Below are 14,934 nucleotides of genomic sequence, written 5' to 3'. Positions count from 1 at the left end.
TTGTTGCAAACATCAAAAGCTAGAATGATTTTACAGCTGTGGGGCCTTGGCAATGGCCTTTTTAGATTGTTCAAAATTTTTCAGCCCTTCGGTTAGCCAATTGCGATAGGTATCCTTATCCGTGTATTGCACCGCCATGTTCAATATTTCCAAATCGGGGGTCAATACCACATAATACGGTTGGGACGCTGCGCTGAAGTTTATGGTTTGAAAGGTACCCCATTTTTGACCTATCGTTTTTATGGACTTCACCCGGCCTGAATCGAACTCAAAATTGAACTGCTCCGATTCCGGGAGTTCCTTACGGTCATCCACATAAAGCGATATAAGGACATAATCTTCCTTTAATACCGAATAAATATTCGGTTCGCTCCATACCTTTTCCTCCATCCTGCGGCAATTTACACAGGCCCAGCCCGTGAAATCCAATAAAATGGGCTTATTGACTTGCTTAGCATAAGAAAGACCTTCCTCAAAATCCTTAAAACAATCAATGCCCAAGGGACAATCACTCTCGCTCGTCTGCACACTATAAAAATCGGGAGGTGGAAAACCGCTTAGCAATTTTAAATTGGAAACATTGAAGAGCCCTAATATCAGATATAGGGAAAAGATTGCACTTACCACAGCGACACCTCTTCGTATGGGGGTCAATTTCTGCTTCGGTCCATCATGAGGAAAGCGAAAAACTCCGAAAAGATAAAGTGTCAACAACAGAAACAATACCACCCATATTCCTAGGAAGATCTCTCTTTTAAAGATACCCCAGTTCCCCACCAAATCAGCATTGGAAAGGAACTTAAAGGCCAGTGCCAGCTCCAAAAAGCCCAAGACCACCTTCACCGTGGTCATCCAACCCCCTGATTTTGGCAACGAGTGCAACCATGCCGGAAAAAGGGCAAAAAGGGCAAAAGGCAAGGCCAAGGCCAATCCAAAACCCAACATACCAGCGGAAAGATTGGTAGCAACATCGCCTTCGGCCAAAGTAGTACTACCCAACAATCCCCCTAAAATGGGCCCTGTACAGGAAAAGGAGACAATGGCCAATGTAATTGCCATAAAGAAAATACCCAAGGCTCCTCCAACTTTGTTGGAGGCGGAATCCATAGCATTGGCCCATGAACTTGGTAAAGTCAATTCATAATAACCAAAGAACGAAAAGGCGAAGAATACAAATATCAAAAAGAGAAAAAGGTTGAGCCAAATATTGGTGGCTATGGTGTTCAGTATTTGTGAATCGATGGAATCAAAAAGATGGAAAGGTATACTCAACAAAAAGTAAATCAGGATGATAAAGAAGCCATATAACAGGGCGTTGGCAATACCCTTGGATTTTTTTTGGGACTGCTTCGTAAAAAACGATACCGTAAGCGGTATCATCGGAAATACGCAGGGGGTCAATAAGGCAATGAGGCCACCTAGAAATCCGAGACCAAAAATAGTCCACAAACCCGATTTGGATTTGGAACTCCCAACCTCAGTCGCTCGCAATAACTCCTTGTTCTTTAAATCAAGGGTAAGCGAAGCCCCTAGGGCCTTACTTCTTTCGTCCACCGATTTGTTCTCCGTAACAATGGCACCCCCATCCAATGAAAATGCAAAGTCCTTTTCGGCAGGAATACAAACCTCTTTACAAACTTGATACCAGAGGTTTACATCAATTTGCCGAACATCTGGATTTAATAATCGAATTCTTTGGGTGAATACGGCTTTCTCTTTAAAAAAAGTCTCATCGACCTCAAAAACATCACTGTATTCGGTTATTGTTTCGCTTTCCCGGGTTTCGCCAATAAGCTCATAGTCCTGGCCTGCAGTGCCGAACTTAAATTCACTGGGTAGGGAACCTCCTTCCGCGGTATGCTGTGAATATACATGCCAACCTTCGTAGATCCTTCCCGTAAATACAAGTTCATATTCGGTATCCGAGATTTTGTTGACCTCATTGGACCAAAGCACGGGATTTTCATCATCCTGGGAAAAGGACAATAAACCATTAAAAACCAGTACGATAAGGAATATGATGTTTTTCATATATCGAGTTCGATCTTTAGAATATTTTGTGTATCCCCGTTGACTTTAAAACGTTCATCGGCCCTTTTTCCTACTATCCAAATAACGGCATCGCCAGAACATAACAACCATTGCCTTTCCTTGGAAAGAGTATCCATTTTTTCATCCTTAAAGAATTTGGACACCTTTTTTCTCCCCTTCATTCCCAATGGATAAAAATAGTCGCCTTTTTGCCATTTCCTTAAGGTCAGTGGATACTTTAACGTTTCTTTGGCCACATATAGTACATTTTTTGGGGTTTCCTTAACACGGGATACTTGGGTTATTTTTAAATGAATCGGAGCATGAATTTCCTTTGCATCCTGCAAAATGGGATACGCTTTAGGGGATTCTTCCTGGATTTCCGCCAACAAAAGAAAATCCCTGTCCTTGAGTAACCTATGGGTCTTGGAACGCACTTCCTTGCCGCTCATGGCCGTAAGCAGTGATTTTACATCCTTCCATTCCGTAAAACCATATTCCCGGAACAATGCAAACAAATGAGGTTCCAAGGGCCGCAGCTTCAGTAAAGCGTTTACATGGATTTGTATTGCGCCATCCTTACTCCCAAAAATTCTTTCCTTGATTTGGTCAATGTATAACTCCGCCAATTGGGAGGTTCCGCTAATAAACTGTTGGGTATTTTTGAAATTTTTTAAAAAAGTCGGATGAAGCTCCTTTAGTTTGGGCACTAGTTCATGTCGGATTTTATTCCGAAGATACTTGGTATCCGAATTACTTCGATCCTCGCGCCACATCAGATTTTCGATTTTGGCATAACTCAGGATCTGCGATCTTGTAAAGGGCAACAAAGGTCGGGCCAACGTCTCGGTTTTTTCCGGAATCCCCGTAAGACCGTCGATTCCCGTCCCTCTGGAAAGATTGATCAAAAAGGTTTCCAAATTATCATCCGCCTGATGGGCCGTCACCAAAATTTTAATATCGTTTTCCTGCATTAATTCCCTAAACCATCGGTAACGAAGTTCCCGTGCCGCTATTTGAACTGATACTTTATTAAATTTAACATAATCATTTGTTTCAAAAGAAGTTGAAAAAAAAAGTTTGGACAACTCTAAAGTGAAGTTCCTTACGAATTTTTCATCCGCATCGCTTTCCGGGCCTCTCAACTGAAAATTGCAATGCCCTATGGCAAAATCCAATTCGGCACGGTAACAGAGATGGGCCAATACTACGCTGTCCACTCCCCCACTACAGGCAAGCAGAAACCGTTCCGACAATAACTCGGGGAACCTTGTCCTGATATGTTCTTTGAATTCGGCTAACACAAAACAAAGGTAGCGGAAAAGTTTATTGTCGGAAACAAGAAGATACTGGAGGAAAAATGTATGTTTTTTGGTAATCTACTTCAATGCCCCTAACCTAGCCTTCCAGTACTTCTCGCATAGCCTTGGCCTTTACAAGGCACTCCTCGTATTCATGTTCCGGATCTGCCATAGCCGTAATGGCACTACCCACGGAAAAAGACACATATTCCTTTGTGGCATTGTACAAAATACTACGTATGACCACATTAAAATCGAAATCACCTTTTGGGGTAAAATAACCCACGGCACCACTGTAAAGGCTTCTTTTAAAGGACTCCAATTCCTCAATGATTCTCATCGCCGAAATTTTAGGCGCCCCGGTCATACTGCCCATTGGAAAAGTCTCCTTAATGATTTCCACAGGATTTTTAGTTGGCTCCACCCTTGCGGTAACAGTTGAAATCATTTGATGTACTTGTTTGAAAGTGTACACCTTACCGAGCTCTTCCACAGCCACACTTCTTTTAAGCGCACTTTTGGACATATCGTTCCGGACCAAATCCACGATCATAATATTTTCGGCACGCTCCTTTTTGTCCCGGGCCAAGGAAAGCCTTAATTTTTCATCTTCAATTTCATTAGGGGAACGCCTGGCCGTACCTTTAATCGGTTGGGAAATAATTCGGGTTCCCATTTTTTTAAGGTAGCGTTCAGGAGAGGCCGAGAGCAAGTACTTGTCGTTTAACTTCAGATAAACCGAAAAAGGAGCCCTTGAGATAATGTTTAGCTTTTGATAGATCCGTAAAGCATCGATTTGAGTATCCTTGGAGTAGAACTCCTGACAAAAATTGGCCTCATAGATATCACCACGATGGATATGGGCCAACATCTTTTCCACCCTGCTGAAATACTCATCCTTGAAAATACGCATATGTATCCGGATATCTTTGGAGGTAGGGACCGCTTCCGGATTCGCAAAGTCTCCCCCTAACAAGGATCCGAAGTCCTGCTCAATTTCATCTTCCAGCGTATGCAGGTATATGAAATCTACTAAGTTTCCTTTCAATCGGATAATTTTCTTGGGCTGAAAAAAAAACAATTCCGGAAAATCCAATCCATCTGGATTATTGGAACTCAATTGTTCTACATCATTCTTAAGGTCATAGGACAAATAGCCGAACAACCAATCCTTTGTCTTCGACTGATATTGCTGTAAATCCAGAAACGCATCATGGAAATTACTTTGTATAGAAGTAAACGCATCAACGGCCAGAATGGCGTCGAATGAGCTATATACATCGGCATGGCCATTGCCTTCCAGCCAAACAATTTCCCTAAACCGCCGGGACCAGTTTAAAAGGGAGTCCTTAAATTTTTGGATGTCCGCTACCGTGTAGGAAACCGTTTTTCTCAAGCTTGGATTTTGGATAAGAATTCCGCTACTATATTTTGATGCAGCTGTGCCAACCCATGATCCAAAATACCTTTGTGAACGTCAAAGTTGGTGCTGAAATTGGGTAACGAAAAGGTCAAAATTTCAGAAGTGCCAAACCTTACCAAGGTTTTCTCCGCAATTTCCAAAGCACCGGCACCTCCCCTTTTTCCTCCTGAAGTGGACATCAGCAATAGGGTTTTATCCTGTAAAAATTTGCGTTCCACACGGGAGAGCCAATCGATCAAGTTCTTAAAATAGGCAGACGGATTGCCATTATGCTCATTCACGGAGATTATGAGTCCGTCGGCTTTGCCTATATCGCCTTTGAGTTCGACTAAAGAGTTGGAAAATCCATTCTCTTTTTCGTAGTCAATACTGTACATAGGAAATGGAAAATGAGCCATATTCAGTAATTGAACGACCTGGTCATCTACTAGTGAAGCTGTGTATTTTACCAATTGATAATTAATGGAAGTTGAAGAATTGCTCCCTGCAAATGCCAATATTGTAGCCATTTAAGCGTTTTAATCGTTATTCGACGAAAATAGCGTAAATGCAATTGAATTGCGAGCATTTTACATAATTTTGCAACGCAAAACATCCAAACCCACTGTTTCACAAGTATATAGGTCGTTGAACTTCTATTTGGAAGGAAAGTATAAAGACCGAAAAGCCGAACATGGAAAGAAAGTCCGCCAGATTATATTTTATAGATGCCATGAGGGCATGGGCCATTCTCATGATGCTCCAAGGACATTTTGTAGATGGACTTTTGGATATGGGGTTTCGGGACAACTCCGCTGGGGGTTATACTATTTGGAAATATTTTAGAGGTATTACGGCCCCAGTATTCTTTACGGTGTCCGGATTTATCTTTACCTACCTCTTGGTACGTGTTCCACAAACAGGCTTTGATAATCCAAGGATTAAAAAGGGGTTAAAACGTGGACTGCAGTTACTACTGATAGGATATCTATTACGTCTGAATCTTTTTGGACTACTACAAGGTCAAATCTATGATGCATTTTATTTGGTAGATGTGCTGCACTGTATTGGCCTTTCCATTTTGGGCATTATTGGCCTTTATTTGATAACGTACAAACAAAAGAGGTGGCTGTTCCCGGCGGCCTTGGCCACGATTACCGTACTGTTGTTTTTGTTAGAGCCCTGGTACAAGCAATTCTCGTATTCGTTTTTGCCGGATGCCCTGGCCAATTATTTCACCAAGGCCAACGGCTCAGTATTTACTATTTTTCCTTGGTTTGGCTATACGGCTTTTGGTGGATTTTTATCCCTGCTGTTCACCCGATTTAGGGATTTTAAGTATTTATACCCGATAGCGATCGGTTCGGCAACCGTAATAGGGCTTACGCTAATATTTTATTCTTCCCATTTCTTTTTATTACTATCGAAATATACTGACATACAATTATTTGAACGTATTTATTTCAATAATTACTTATTTATTCGACTAGGGGATGTTTTTCTGGTGCTTGCCGTGTTCATGCTCTTTAGAGGCTTCTTGACCCATAAGACATTGATTAAGATTGGGCAAAGTACGTTGTCCATTTATGTGGTTCATTTCATTATTCTTTATGGAAGCTTTACGGGCTTGGGCCTATATCGATTTTTCCATCACTCTTTAACACCACAAATTGTTATTCCCAGTGCTTTGGTGTTTATGTTTCTTTGTACGTACACCGCTTTGCTATATGAAAGGCACAAGGTTACCTTAAAATCGAGCCTGATTTCTTTCTTTGGATATATGTGGGCCAAGATGGAACCGCTATACCTAAACGTACATAAAACAATGAGAGCCTCCTTAGTTAGAATACTCCGGCTATTTGGATTGGTTAAAAATTAATCCCTCTCTTTTTTCGCTATTATCCTATTGTGTATTTTAGTCTAAAACGAATTGGATATGAGCGATACAAAGTATTCCCCTATTCCCGTAGACCTTGAAGCCGGAAAGCGTTATTCCTGGTGCAGTTGTAGTCACAGTAATGAACAACCTTTTTGTGATGGCTCACATAGGACCAATAAGGCAACACCGCCCTTGGTTTTTGAAGCGGAAGAGACCAAAGAAGCCTGGCTATGTACCTGCAAACAGACCAGCACCCCGCCATTTTGCGATGGCTCCCATAATGGGTGATTCTTTCTGGATATCCCAGGGGATCTGGCGGATACGAGGAAATGACATATAGGTGACACCCAAATGTCATGATAAAGACCGGATGTGGTCGCTAGTTTTGTAGTCAACGAAATTTGGACCATGGAAAACAATACGCTGGCTAAAAACCTAATCTATCAACGCAAGCTAAAAGGATACTCACAGGAAGATTTATCCGAAAAGACCAACGTCGCGGTGCGTACCATACAGCGCATTGAGAAAGGAAATACCAAACCACATCTGCAAACCATTAAGCTACTGGCGGCCGCCCTCGAAATTAAGGTAGAAGATCTTCTTGTTCTCGAAAACCCTAAAATAGAAAACCTCCAAAAAAAATGGTTGTTGTTATTACACGGCACGCCTATTTTAGGCTTGGTGTTACCCTTATGCAATGTGCTTTTTCCCTTGTTTCTTTGGATTCATAAACGGGAGGACAACCCCATTTATGACGCACATGGCAGAAGGGTCATAAACTTTCAGATTACCATGACCATTCTGTTTCTGCTGTCCTTTATAGCCCTCATTACCGTTGAGGGTTTGGGATTTTTCCTTTTCATGGGCGTTATTCCCTATACGCTCATTGTAACGATACTAAACATTGTAACTGTCTTAAACGCTAAAAAGTGTTATTACCCCTTGGCCTTTCCCTTCTTAAAAAAAGGGATGCACGAAAGCTCCAAAACCATTGGACTTCTATTAACCTTTTTCATTTTTGGCCTTATAGGTTGCAATTCCAAGAGCTCGCAAAATATATCCCAATTGCCCGGCACCACTATTACTCGGGATTCCCTAACCGCTAAAATCGAACAGCTCACGACTGATGCCCAGGTACATGGTCTGGCGGTTTCTATCTTTAATGGGAATACGGCCACTTATCAAAAAACCTTTGGATATCGGGATTATAAAACCAAAATGCCGCTTACAGATTCGACCAATATGTATGGTGCCTCTTTGAGCAAAGCGGTTTTTGCGGTTTTGACAATGAAATTGGTGGAGGAAGGTATCATTGACTTGGATACGCCTTTGGAATCCTATCTTCCCAAAAAAATATATGAATATGAACCCATGACCCGGTGGCACGATGATTTTTCCGATTTGGCGGCAGACACTTTATATCCTAAAATTACGGCGCGTATGTGCTTGGCCCACACTACCGGGTTTCCGAACTGGCGGTGGTTTGAGGAGGACCGGAAGCTAAGGGTTAAGTTTGAGCCGGGAAGCCGTTATCAATACTCAGGGGAAGGAATGGTATACCTACAGGTAATCCTGGAAAAAATCCTCAGCAAAGATTTAGAGTCCTTGGCCCAAGAATACATTTTTAAACCGATTGGTATGGAAAACTCGGGGTATCAATGGTATACCCGTTTTGAAAAGGATTTCGCCTATGGGCATTCCACCAAAGGGCAACTTTACCCCAAGGATACGGATAATGAGCCCAGAGGACCTAGCACCCTAGAGACCACTGCAAGGGATTATACCCGATTTTTGGAAGCCGTACTGCAGGAAAAACTTATTTCCAAGTCGTCTTGGGCAGCATTGTTCAGACCCCAGATCCGAATACGTTCCACAAAACAATTTGGGCCACTATCAAAAAAGGATACTACACTGTATGATGCCATTAACTTAAGTTATGGGTTGGGATGGGGCTTGTTTGAAACCCCATACGGTTTTGGAGCTTTTAAGGAAGGACACGGCGATGGATTCCAGCATTACTCAGTCATCTTTCCCCAAACCGGAAAAGGGATACTGATCATGGCCAACAGTGATAATGGGGAAAGCATTTTTAAGGAGCTTTTGGAAGTTGCCATAGGCGACACCTATACTCCTTGGGAGTGGGAAAACTACATTCCATACAATCAATAGTGGTACACTTCCCATAATCGTTTTTTTGAGTATCAAATTTTCAAGCAGTTCAATTCTTTTATTATATTTTCGTCCATAAGGTCAGCTATTATGAGAATTGGTACATCGCTTCTATGGACTGTTTTCCTATCTAGTTTTTTCCTTGGGGCCCAATACCAAGTAGAAAAATGGGATGTTTTCGAATTGCAATTAAATGGAAAAAAAGAAGGTAATCCATTCACTGAAGTGCAGCTTACCGGCAAGTTTTATCATAGACAGGACACTGTTACGGTTTCAGGGTTCTATGACGGGGATGGTAGCTACAAACTACGTTTTATGCCCCATAAGGAGGGCACTTGGCGGTACATTACCGAAAGTAACGATACCCAGCTTCACCGGCAAAAAGGTATGTTTCAATGTATCCCGCCCAAAAGCGGAAATCATGGTCCTGTGGCCGTCAAGGGCACTTTTCATTTTGCGTATGCCGATGGAAAACCTTTTTACCCCTTAGGTACTACAGCGTACGGATGGATACAACAAAAGCGAGAAACCCGTGAAAAAACCTTGGAATCACTTAAAAAATCCCCTTTCAATAAAATTAGGGTAGCATTACTCCCTCATGCACCAAGTGGCATGGACTATGATCTTTATCCCTACGAGGGAAAGGTGAAAGATTGGGATTTTACCCGATTCAATGTGGATTACTTTGCCCGTTATGAAAGGTATATCAAGGAAATGCAAAAGTTAGACATTCAGGTAGACCTCTTTGTTTTCCATCCTTACGATAAAGGAGTTTGGGGGTTTGACACGATGAACAAAAAAGAACAATACCTTTATTTAAAGTATGTAAATGCCAGATTTGGGGCGTTCCGTAACATTTGGTGGTCCATGGCCAATGAATTTGATCTGATGTTGGAAAGGACGACCGAGGATTGGGACGGGTATTTCCGGTTTTTTCAAGAAAATGACCCTTACAATCGGCTACGATCTATCCATAATGCTGCAAACTGGTATGACCACAGCAAGCCATGGGTGACCCATGTGAGTGCCCAGAGCGAGGCTTGGTGGAAAAGTACCACCCTTCGGGATACCTTTAAAAAGCCCGTACTTTTTGATGAATTCTGTTACGAAGGTAACGGGGACAACCGCACAGTGGCCCTCAACGGGGACATGATTCGACATCGTTTTTGGCTGATGACCATTCTTGGGGCCTATGCCACGCACGGGGAAGCATTTCAACAAAAGGACACAGGTTTCCAATTTTTTCGTCAGGGAGGCAATTTTGAAGGGAGTTCGGCACAAGAACTCCACGTATTAAAGAAAGTGCTCAACAACATCCCCGGTCATTTGAAACCCTTGGGAACGGACTGGCGCTTAAATTGGATCCGGGCTGGAGTAGATAAGACCTATTATCTATATTATTTCGGCGAGTATCAAAATAGCAGTTGGACGTTCATGGAATTGCCAGAAAACCTTAAATACCAGGCGGATATCATCGATACCAAAACCGGTACAATTGTTAAACAGGAACGTACTTTTGGTAAGGGAGATAAATTGGACCTTCCCCGAAAGCCCTATATGGCCGTAGTATTACGACTGGCTGCACAATAAATTTTGCTTATGACCAATCTTAAGACCTTTTTTCGCCTTCTCGTTCCCATCTTGTTTTTGTTGATGATATTCAGTTGTTCGGAGGACAAGGACAAATGGATACCAATCTATAAGGGAGAGGATACCCTGGCCTTTAGACATTATTTGGGCATACCAGACTCTTCCGTGCGTGTTCCAGGGCTTAAAAAAGATAGTTTGGGCAATTACGTAGAGGGATTGGGATATAATGACCCTTTGGCCGTGTTCACCATTGATACCCTTGATGAGGAAAACGTTATTCGAATATCGGGCGAGGTAATCGGCGGATTGATTCTTAAGGATAGTATGGCCAACTATCACCTTAAATTAAAGTTCAAATGGGGGGACCTAAAGTGGAAATGGATGGAAGGTCGGCCCAAAGACGGGGGCATTCTGTACCATCAGGGAAAGGTTAGGCACGAATTACAAATCCATGAAGGGGACGTAGGCAGTTACTGGGCAAAGAATGTGATTTTGGATATTCCCGCCACGCCGACCACGGCTATTCCCACGGCCATTAAAAAAGCGAAGCCCTATCTGGAGCATTTGGTAAGCACTTTAAAGGATACTATGCTGCTATTTGATCAAAACGCAGGGTTACACCATTTTGAGGGTAAAAACGAATGGCAAATCGTAATTGCCAGCCCATACAACGAAAAACCCCATGGAGCGTGGAATACCTTGGAACTTATCTGTTGGGAAAATCATGCCGTACATATGATCAATGGGAAAGTAAATCTAATTCTCCTCAATTCATTTTACAAAAAGGGGACGACCCCGGAACCTCTGGTTTCGGGTAGATTAACACTCCAATCGGAAGGTGCGGTAATTTATTTCAAGGATATATTTTACAGGAAACTGGAAAAAACACCCAAGGTTTTGTCCAAATACCTGGAATAGAATCCAATGAAACCATATGTGATAGGAAGACTACAAAAAACACAACTGATGGAGGAAAACAAACAAAATGCCATAGCCTTCTATAAAATGGCCTATGAAGGAAATCCCAGAAAAGCAGTGGAATTGTATATAGGCGACACCTACATTCAGCACAATCCGGATGTTGCCAATGGCACAGAAGGATTTATAACCTACTTTGAGAGAATGCAAGCGGAATATCCCAATAAGTCCATTGAATTTGTCCGATGTATTGGCGAAGGTGATTTAGTGGCGCTGCATACCCATCAGGTTTGGCCTGGAAACGAAGAGTACGTAACCATGGATTTTTTTCGGTTTGATGCCAATGGGAAAATATGCGAGCACTGGGATGCCATACAACAGATACCGGATACATCAAAAAACCCCAATACAATGTATTGATACAACAATCTTATACTATTGGATAAATTAAGGGTGCAGCTCTAAAATCAAGCTATTCTAAATACGCTTTATATTCCTCTAGCCCCTTAGCGGTAAGATAAGGCATTAACAGGTTATTGACATAGACAGTATACTTTGTTTTAAGTTCCAAATCGACAAAATTTTCCGGACGAAGATTAAGAAAGAAGAAAGTCCGCATTGCACCACTTAAATCCATCAAATAATTCAAATCTTTGGGTGTTAGCTCCTTTCTTAAAATTCCTTGGATTTGTAGTTGTTCCAAAATCTTCATGAAATTCCCTTTCCTATAGGCGTTGTTTTCTTCGGCCTTTTTATAAACAACTCTATAGCTCCTCCTGATCTCTACGTAATCCACATAAAAGAACAGGTACTTCATTGAAATGTCAAATGTTTTCTTTGGTGCATCTAAAATGGCGTGGAGTAAATTTTGGGACTGAAATGATTTTACGATTTCTGCGGTCTCAATCGCCATGTCCTCGAACAATTCAATAATAAGATCATTTTTGGTCTTGTAGTGATAGGTGATATTTCCATAGCTTTTTTCCAGAGCCGAAGCCACCGCTCTCAGAGTGATATTTTTAACGCCCTTTTCATTAAACAGGGTCGTCGCCTTTCGTTTTATTTGATCTCGTGTATCCATGCGATTTTCAAAAATAGGCCAAATGGACTAAACTTGAAATATTTATCCTATATTTGGTCCACAATTTAACATCATGGGAACAATATACAAGAGTGAGCAGGCCAAAAATGGTTTAATGAAACTCTACGATGAAAAATTGGAAAGTTTACGCATCGATTATACTGAGGTTGATGTCGATACCCAATTCGGGAGAACCCGGGTAATCCAGACCGGTAATGTAAAGGGCAAACCAATTGTACTTTTTCATGGATTTAACGCGGGGGCGCCACTTACGTTGGAAGCTATTACGGATTTGCGGGGCCTATATTCCTTTTTTGCAGTTGACACCGTAGGACAGGTTACAAAAAGTGAGGAAACAACAATGAAAACAAAGGGTGATTCTTACGCGGTTTGGGCGAATGAAGTCATTGAAAAGTTAAATATCGAAAAAGCCAACGTTATTGGCATTTCCTACGGCGCATTTATCGTTCAAAAACTAATTACGCACAAACCGGAAAGAGTGGAAAAATGTATTTTTGTGGTCCCCAGCGGTATCGTAAATGGCAAGATTTGGGATTCCATCACCAAACTGACCATTCCCCTTTTACGTTTTAGAATAACCAAAAAAGATAAACACCTAAAGGCTTTTACCAATGCCTTTGCCCCGCAGGAAGATCATTTTTTATTTCAACTATTGAAGTCCTTAATGCTGGGTGTGAAACTCAATACAAAAATACCGACTTTGCTAAAAAGAAAGGACATAGCCCATTTTAACCACCCTGTTTATATTATTGCAGCTTTGGACGATGTTTTCTTTCCTGGTAAAAAAGTAGCGAAAAAAAGTAAGTCACTTTTTACCAATTTGAAAGAGGTCTATTTCTTAAACGATTCAAAGCATATGCCGTCTAAAAGTTCATATTCCGAAATACAATTGAAAATCAGGGAATGGGTCAATTAAGACCATTAATATTGGAGGTAGCTAGGACCAAAACCACTGTCAAAGCAAGTACAAAACAATTTACATACCCAAAAGTCAACCTTCGGTCAGAACAGTTACCCCTCACTCAATAACAATTCTTTAAACGTGCAACGCTCGATCCGCCGTAGCTGCCAGCGCAGCTTCCTTAACGGCTTCCGCATAGGTGGGATGCGCATGGCTCATCCTGGCGATATCCTCGGCCGAAGCACGGAACTCCATTGCCGTTACTGCCTCTGTTATTAAATCTGCACAACGCGCACCGATCATATGTATACCCAATACTTCATCGGTTTTTGCATCGGCCAAAATCTTTACAAATCCATCGATATCCATACTGGCCCTGGCACGCCCCAAGGCCCGCATAGGAAATTGGCCCGACTTGTAATCCACACCGGCTTCCTTCAATTCTTCTTCGGTCTTCCCTACAGCGGCCACTTCTGGCCAGGTATAAACCACCCCTGGAATAAGGTTGTAGTTAATATGCGGTTTTTGCCCAGCCAAAATTTCGGCGACCATAGTTCCTTCCTCTTCCGCCTTATGGGCCAACATGGCACCACGGATAACGTCCCCAATGGCATAGATATTGGCCGCGCTGGTCTGCAAATGTTCATTTACTTCCACCCTGCCCCGATCATCAAGTTTAACTCCCGCCGCTTCGGCGTTGAGTCCGTCCGTATAGGGTCGTCTTCCCACGGAAACAAGGCAATAATCTCCTTTAAATTCAACCTCTTGCCCTTTTTTGTCATCAGCCTTTACGACCACCTCGTTGCCCTTGCGCTCTACCGACTTTACTTTATGGGACAGATAAAACTTGGTTTTCTGTTTTTTCATCACCTTCATCAGCTCTTTCGAGAGTGCACCATCCATTGTAGGGATAATACGATTCATATATTCTATTACGGAGACCTCGGCCCCCAAACGTTTATACACCTGTCCCAATTCCAGTCCTATAACCCCGCCTCCAATGATTATTAGGTGTTTCGGGATTTCCTTGAGTTTCAAGGCCTCCGTGGAGGTAATAATACGTTCCTTGTCAATTTTGATAAACGGTAAGGTAGATGGTTTGGACCCTGTGGCTATAATAATGTGCTTGGCCTCTATGCTCTCGGTTTTTCCATCATTCGTGGTAATGGTAATATGGGTACTGTCCTTAAAGCTGCCCAAACCTTCGTAGACATCGATCTTGTTCTTGTCCATTAAAAACTCAATGCCCTTTGTAGTTTGGTCCACTACCCCCTGCTTTCGTGCAATCATCTGTTCCAGGTTCACCTTTACTTCTCCCGGTATATCGATACCATGTTCCTTAAAATGTTTTACAGCATCCTCATAGTGGTGGCTTGAATCCAATAGGGCCTTAGAGGGTATACAACCTACATTGAGGCAAGTACCGCCCAAAGTAGGGTACTTTTCGATAATCGCTGTCTTCATTCCCAACTGTGCGCAGCGGATGGCCGCAACATAACCTCCAGGTCCAGAGCCTATAACGGCCACATTATATGAATTCATAGAGTAACTTGCTTTAATTTGAAGTACAAAAATACCACGATTTTTTGGGTTGACCATACCTTGGAAACAGATACCCGAATTACCTATTTGAATGGCACA

At 42.2% G+C, this 14,934-nt stretch carries 13 protein-coding genes; 7 read left to right on the top strand and 6 right to left on the bottom strand.

Annotated features, from left to right (window positions below):
* Positions 1-30: 30 nt before the first annotated feature.
* The 4 genes from Q0993_RS20415 to Q0993_RS20400 form a co-directional block, all read right to left on the bottom strand.
* Positions 31-2,031, bottom strand: coding sequence for a protein-disulfide reductase DsbD (locus Q0993_RS20415; RefSeq protein ID WP_299536837.1), 2,001 nt, complete (start codon positions 2,029-2,031; stop codon positions 31-33).
* Entirely contained in the window at positions 2,028-3,335 is a 1,308-nt protein-coding gene (gene tilS / locus Q0993_RS20410) for a tRNA lysidine(34) synthetase TilS (protein WP_299536834.1), read from the bottom strand. Before tilS ends, Q0993_RS20415 begins: the two co-directional genes overlap by 4 nt.
* A 94-nt stretch (positions 3,336-3,429) precedes the next feature.
* A complete protein-coding gene (locus Q0993_RS20405; protein WP_299536832.1) occupies positions 3,430-4,728 on the bottom strand; it encodes an anthranilate synthase component I family protein in 1,299 nt (432 codons plus the stop codon).
* Positions 4,725-5,264 carry an NADPH-dependent FMN reductase gene (locus Q0993_RS20400; RefSeq protein WP_299536830.1) on the bottom strand — a complete coding sequence of 180 codons (540 nt, stop codon included), beginning with the start codon at positions 5,262-5,264 and terminating at the stop codon, positions 4,725-4,727. The genes Q0993_RS20405 and Q0993_RS20400 overlap by 4 nt, the downstream gene beginning before the upstream one ends.
* Positions 5,265-5,428: 164 nt before the next feature.
* Between Q0993_RS20400 and Q0993_RS20395 the strand changes: the two genes are divergently transcribed.
* The 6 genes from Q0993_RS20395 to Q0993_RS20370 all read left to right on the top strand — a co-directional run bounded on the left by Q0993_RS20395 (position 5,429) and on the right by Q0993_RS20370 (position 11,710).
* A complete protein-coding gene (locus Q0993_RS20395; RefSeq protein ID WP_299536827.1) occupies positions 5,429-6,613 on the top strand; it encodes a heparan-alpha-glucosaminide N-acetyltransferase domain-containing protein in 1,185 nt (394 codons plus the stop codon).
* 57 nt (positions 6,614-6,670) lie between these two features.
* Positions 6,671-6,901 carry a CDGSH iron-sulfur domain-containing protein gene (locus tag Q0993_RS20390; protein WP_299536825.1) on the top strand — a complete coding sequence of 77 codons (231 nt, stop codon included), beginning with the start codon at positions 6,671-6,673 and terminating at the stop codon, positions 6,899-6,901.
* A gap of 120 nt (positions 6,902-7,021) precedes the next feature.
* Complete coding sequence (locus tag Q0993_RS20385; protein ID WP_299536822.1) at positions 7,022-8,782, top strand: serine hydrolase; 1,761 nt, start codon at positions 7,022-7,024, stop codon at positions 8,780-8,782.
* 90 nt (positions 8,783-8,872) lie between these two features.
* Positions 8,873-10,372: a DUF5060 domain-containing protein gene (locus Q0993_RS20380; RefSeq protein WP_299536819.1), complete on the top strand. Its 1,500-nt coding sequence runs from the start codon at positions 8,873-8,875 to the stop codon at positions 10,370-10,372.
* Between the two features lie 9 nt (positions 10,373-10,381).
* Positions 10,382-11,290 carry a family 16 glycoside hydrolase gene (locus Q0993_RS20375; protein ID WP_299536816.1) on the top strand — a complete coding sequence of 303 codons (909 nt, stop codon included), beginning with the start codon at positions 10,382-10,384 and terminating at the stop codon, positions 11,288-11,290.
* 48 nt (positions 11,291-11,338) lie between these two features.
* Positions 11,339-11,710: a nuclear transport factor 2 family protein gene (locus Q0993_RS20370; protein WP_299536813.1), complete on the top strand. Its 372-nt coding sequence runs from the start codon at positions 11,339-11,341 to the stop codon at positions 11,708-11,710.
* Positions 11,711-11,762: 52 nt separating this feature from the next.
* Here Q0993_RS20370 and Q0993_RS20365 read toward each other — a convergent pair whose 3' ends face one another.
* Positions 11,763-12,371, bottom strand: coding sequence for a TetR/AcrR family transcriptional regulator (locus Q0993_RS20365; RefSeq protein WP_299536811.1), 609 nt, complete (start codon positions 12,369-12,371; stop codon positions 11,763-11,765).
* A 73-nt stretch (positions 12,372-12,444) separates the two neighbouring features.
* Between Q0993_RS20365 and Q0993_RS20360 the strand changes: the two genes are divergently transcribed.
* Positions 12,445-13,308 (top strand): alpha/beta hydrolase, encoded by an 864-nt coding sequence (locus Q0993_RS20360; protein ID WP_299536808.1) that lies wholly within the window; start codon positions 12,445-12,447, stop codon positions 13,306-13,308.
* A gap of 120 nt (positions 13,309-13,428) precedes the next feature.
* Here Q0993_RS20360 and lpdA read toward each other — a convergent pair whose 3' ends face one another.
* Positions 13,429-14,835, bottom strand: coding sequence for a dihydrolipoyl dehydrogenase (gene lpdA / locus Q0993_RS20355; RefSeq protein WP_299536805.1), 1,407 nt, complete (start codon positions 14,833-14,835; stop codon positions 13,429-13,431).
* Positions 14,836-14,934 lie beyond the last annotated feature (99 nt).

The organism is Ulvibacterium sp. (genome assembly GCF_028285715.1).
Taxonomy (GTDB): Bacteria; Bacteroidota; Bacteroidia; order Flavobacteriales; family Flavobacteriaceae; genus Ulvibacterium.
Note: the sequence above shows the minus strand (reverse complement) of the source record. Positions and strands in the feature narration are given on the sequence as shown.

Coding starts and splice junctions, on each gene's coding strand:
- Q0993_RS20415 (WP_299536837.1), bottom strand. CDS start 2,031: ATGAAAAACATCATATTCCTTATCGTACTGGTTTTTAATGGTTTATTG.
- Q0993_RS20400 (WP_299536830.1), bottom strand. CDS start 5,264: ATGGCTACAATATTGGCATTTGCAGGGAGCAATTCTTCAACTTCCATT.
- Q0993_RS20395 (WP_299536827.1), top strand. CDS start 5,429: ATGGAAAGAAAGTCCGCCAGATTATATTTTATAGATGCCATGAGGGCA.
- Q0993_RS20390 (WP_299536825.1), top strand. CDS start 6,671: ATGAGCGATACAAAGTATTCCCCTATTCCCGTAGACCTTGAAGCCGGA.
- Q0993_RS20385 (WP_299536822.1), top strand. CDS start 7,022: ATGGAAAACAATACGCTGGCTAAAAACCTAATCTATCAACGCAAGCTA.
- Q0993_RS20380 (WP_299536819.1), top strand. CDS start 8,873: ATGAGAATTGGTACATCGCTTCTATGGACTGTTTTCCTATCTAGTTTT.
- Q0993_RS20375 (WP_299536816.1), top strand. CDS start 10,382: ATGACCAATCTTAAGACCTTTTTTCGCCTTCTCGTTCCCATCTTGTTT.
- Q0993_RS20370 (WP_299536813.1), top strand. CDS start 11,339: ATGGAGGAAAACAAACAAAATGCCATAGCCTTCTATAAAATGGCCTAT.
- Q0993_RS20365 (WP_299536811.1), bottom strand. CDS start 12,371: ATGGATACACGAGATCAAATAAAACGAAAGGCGACGACCCTGTTTAAT.
- Q0993_RS20360 (WP_299536808.1), top strand. CDS start 12,445: ATGGGAACAATATACAAGAGTGAGCAGGCCAAAAATGGTTTAATGAAA.
- lpdA (WP_299536805.1), bottom strand. CDS start 14,835: ATGAATTCATATAATGTGGCCGTTATAGGCTCTGGACCTGGAGGTTAT.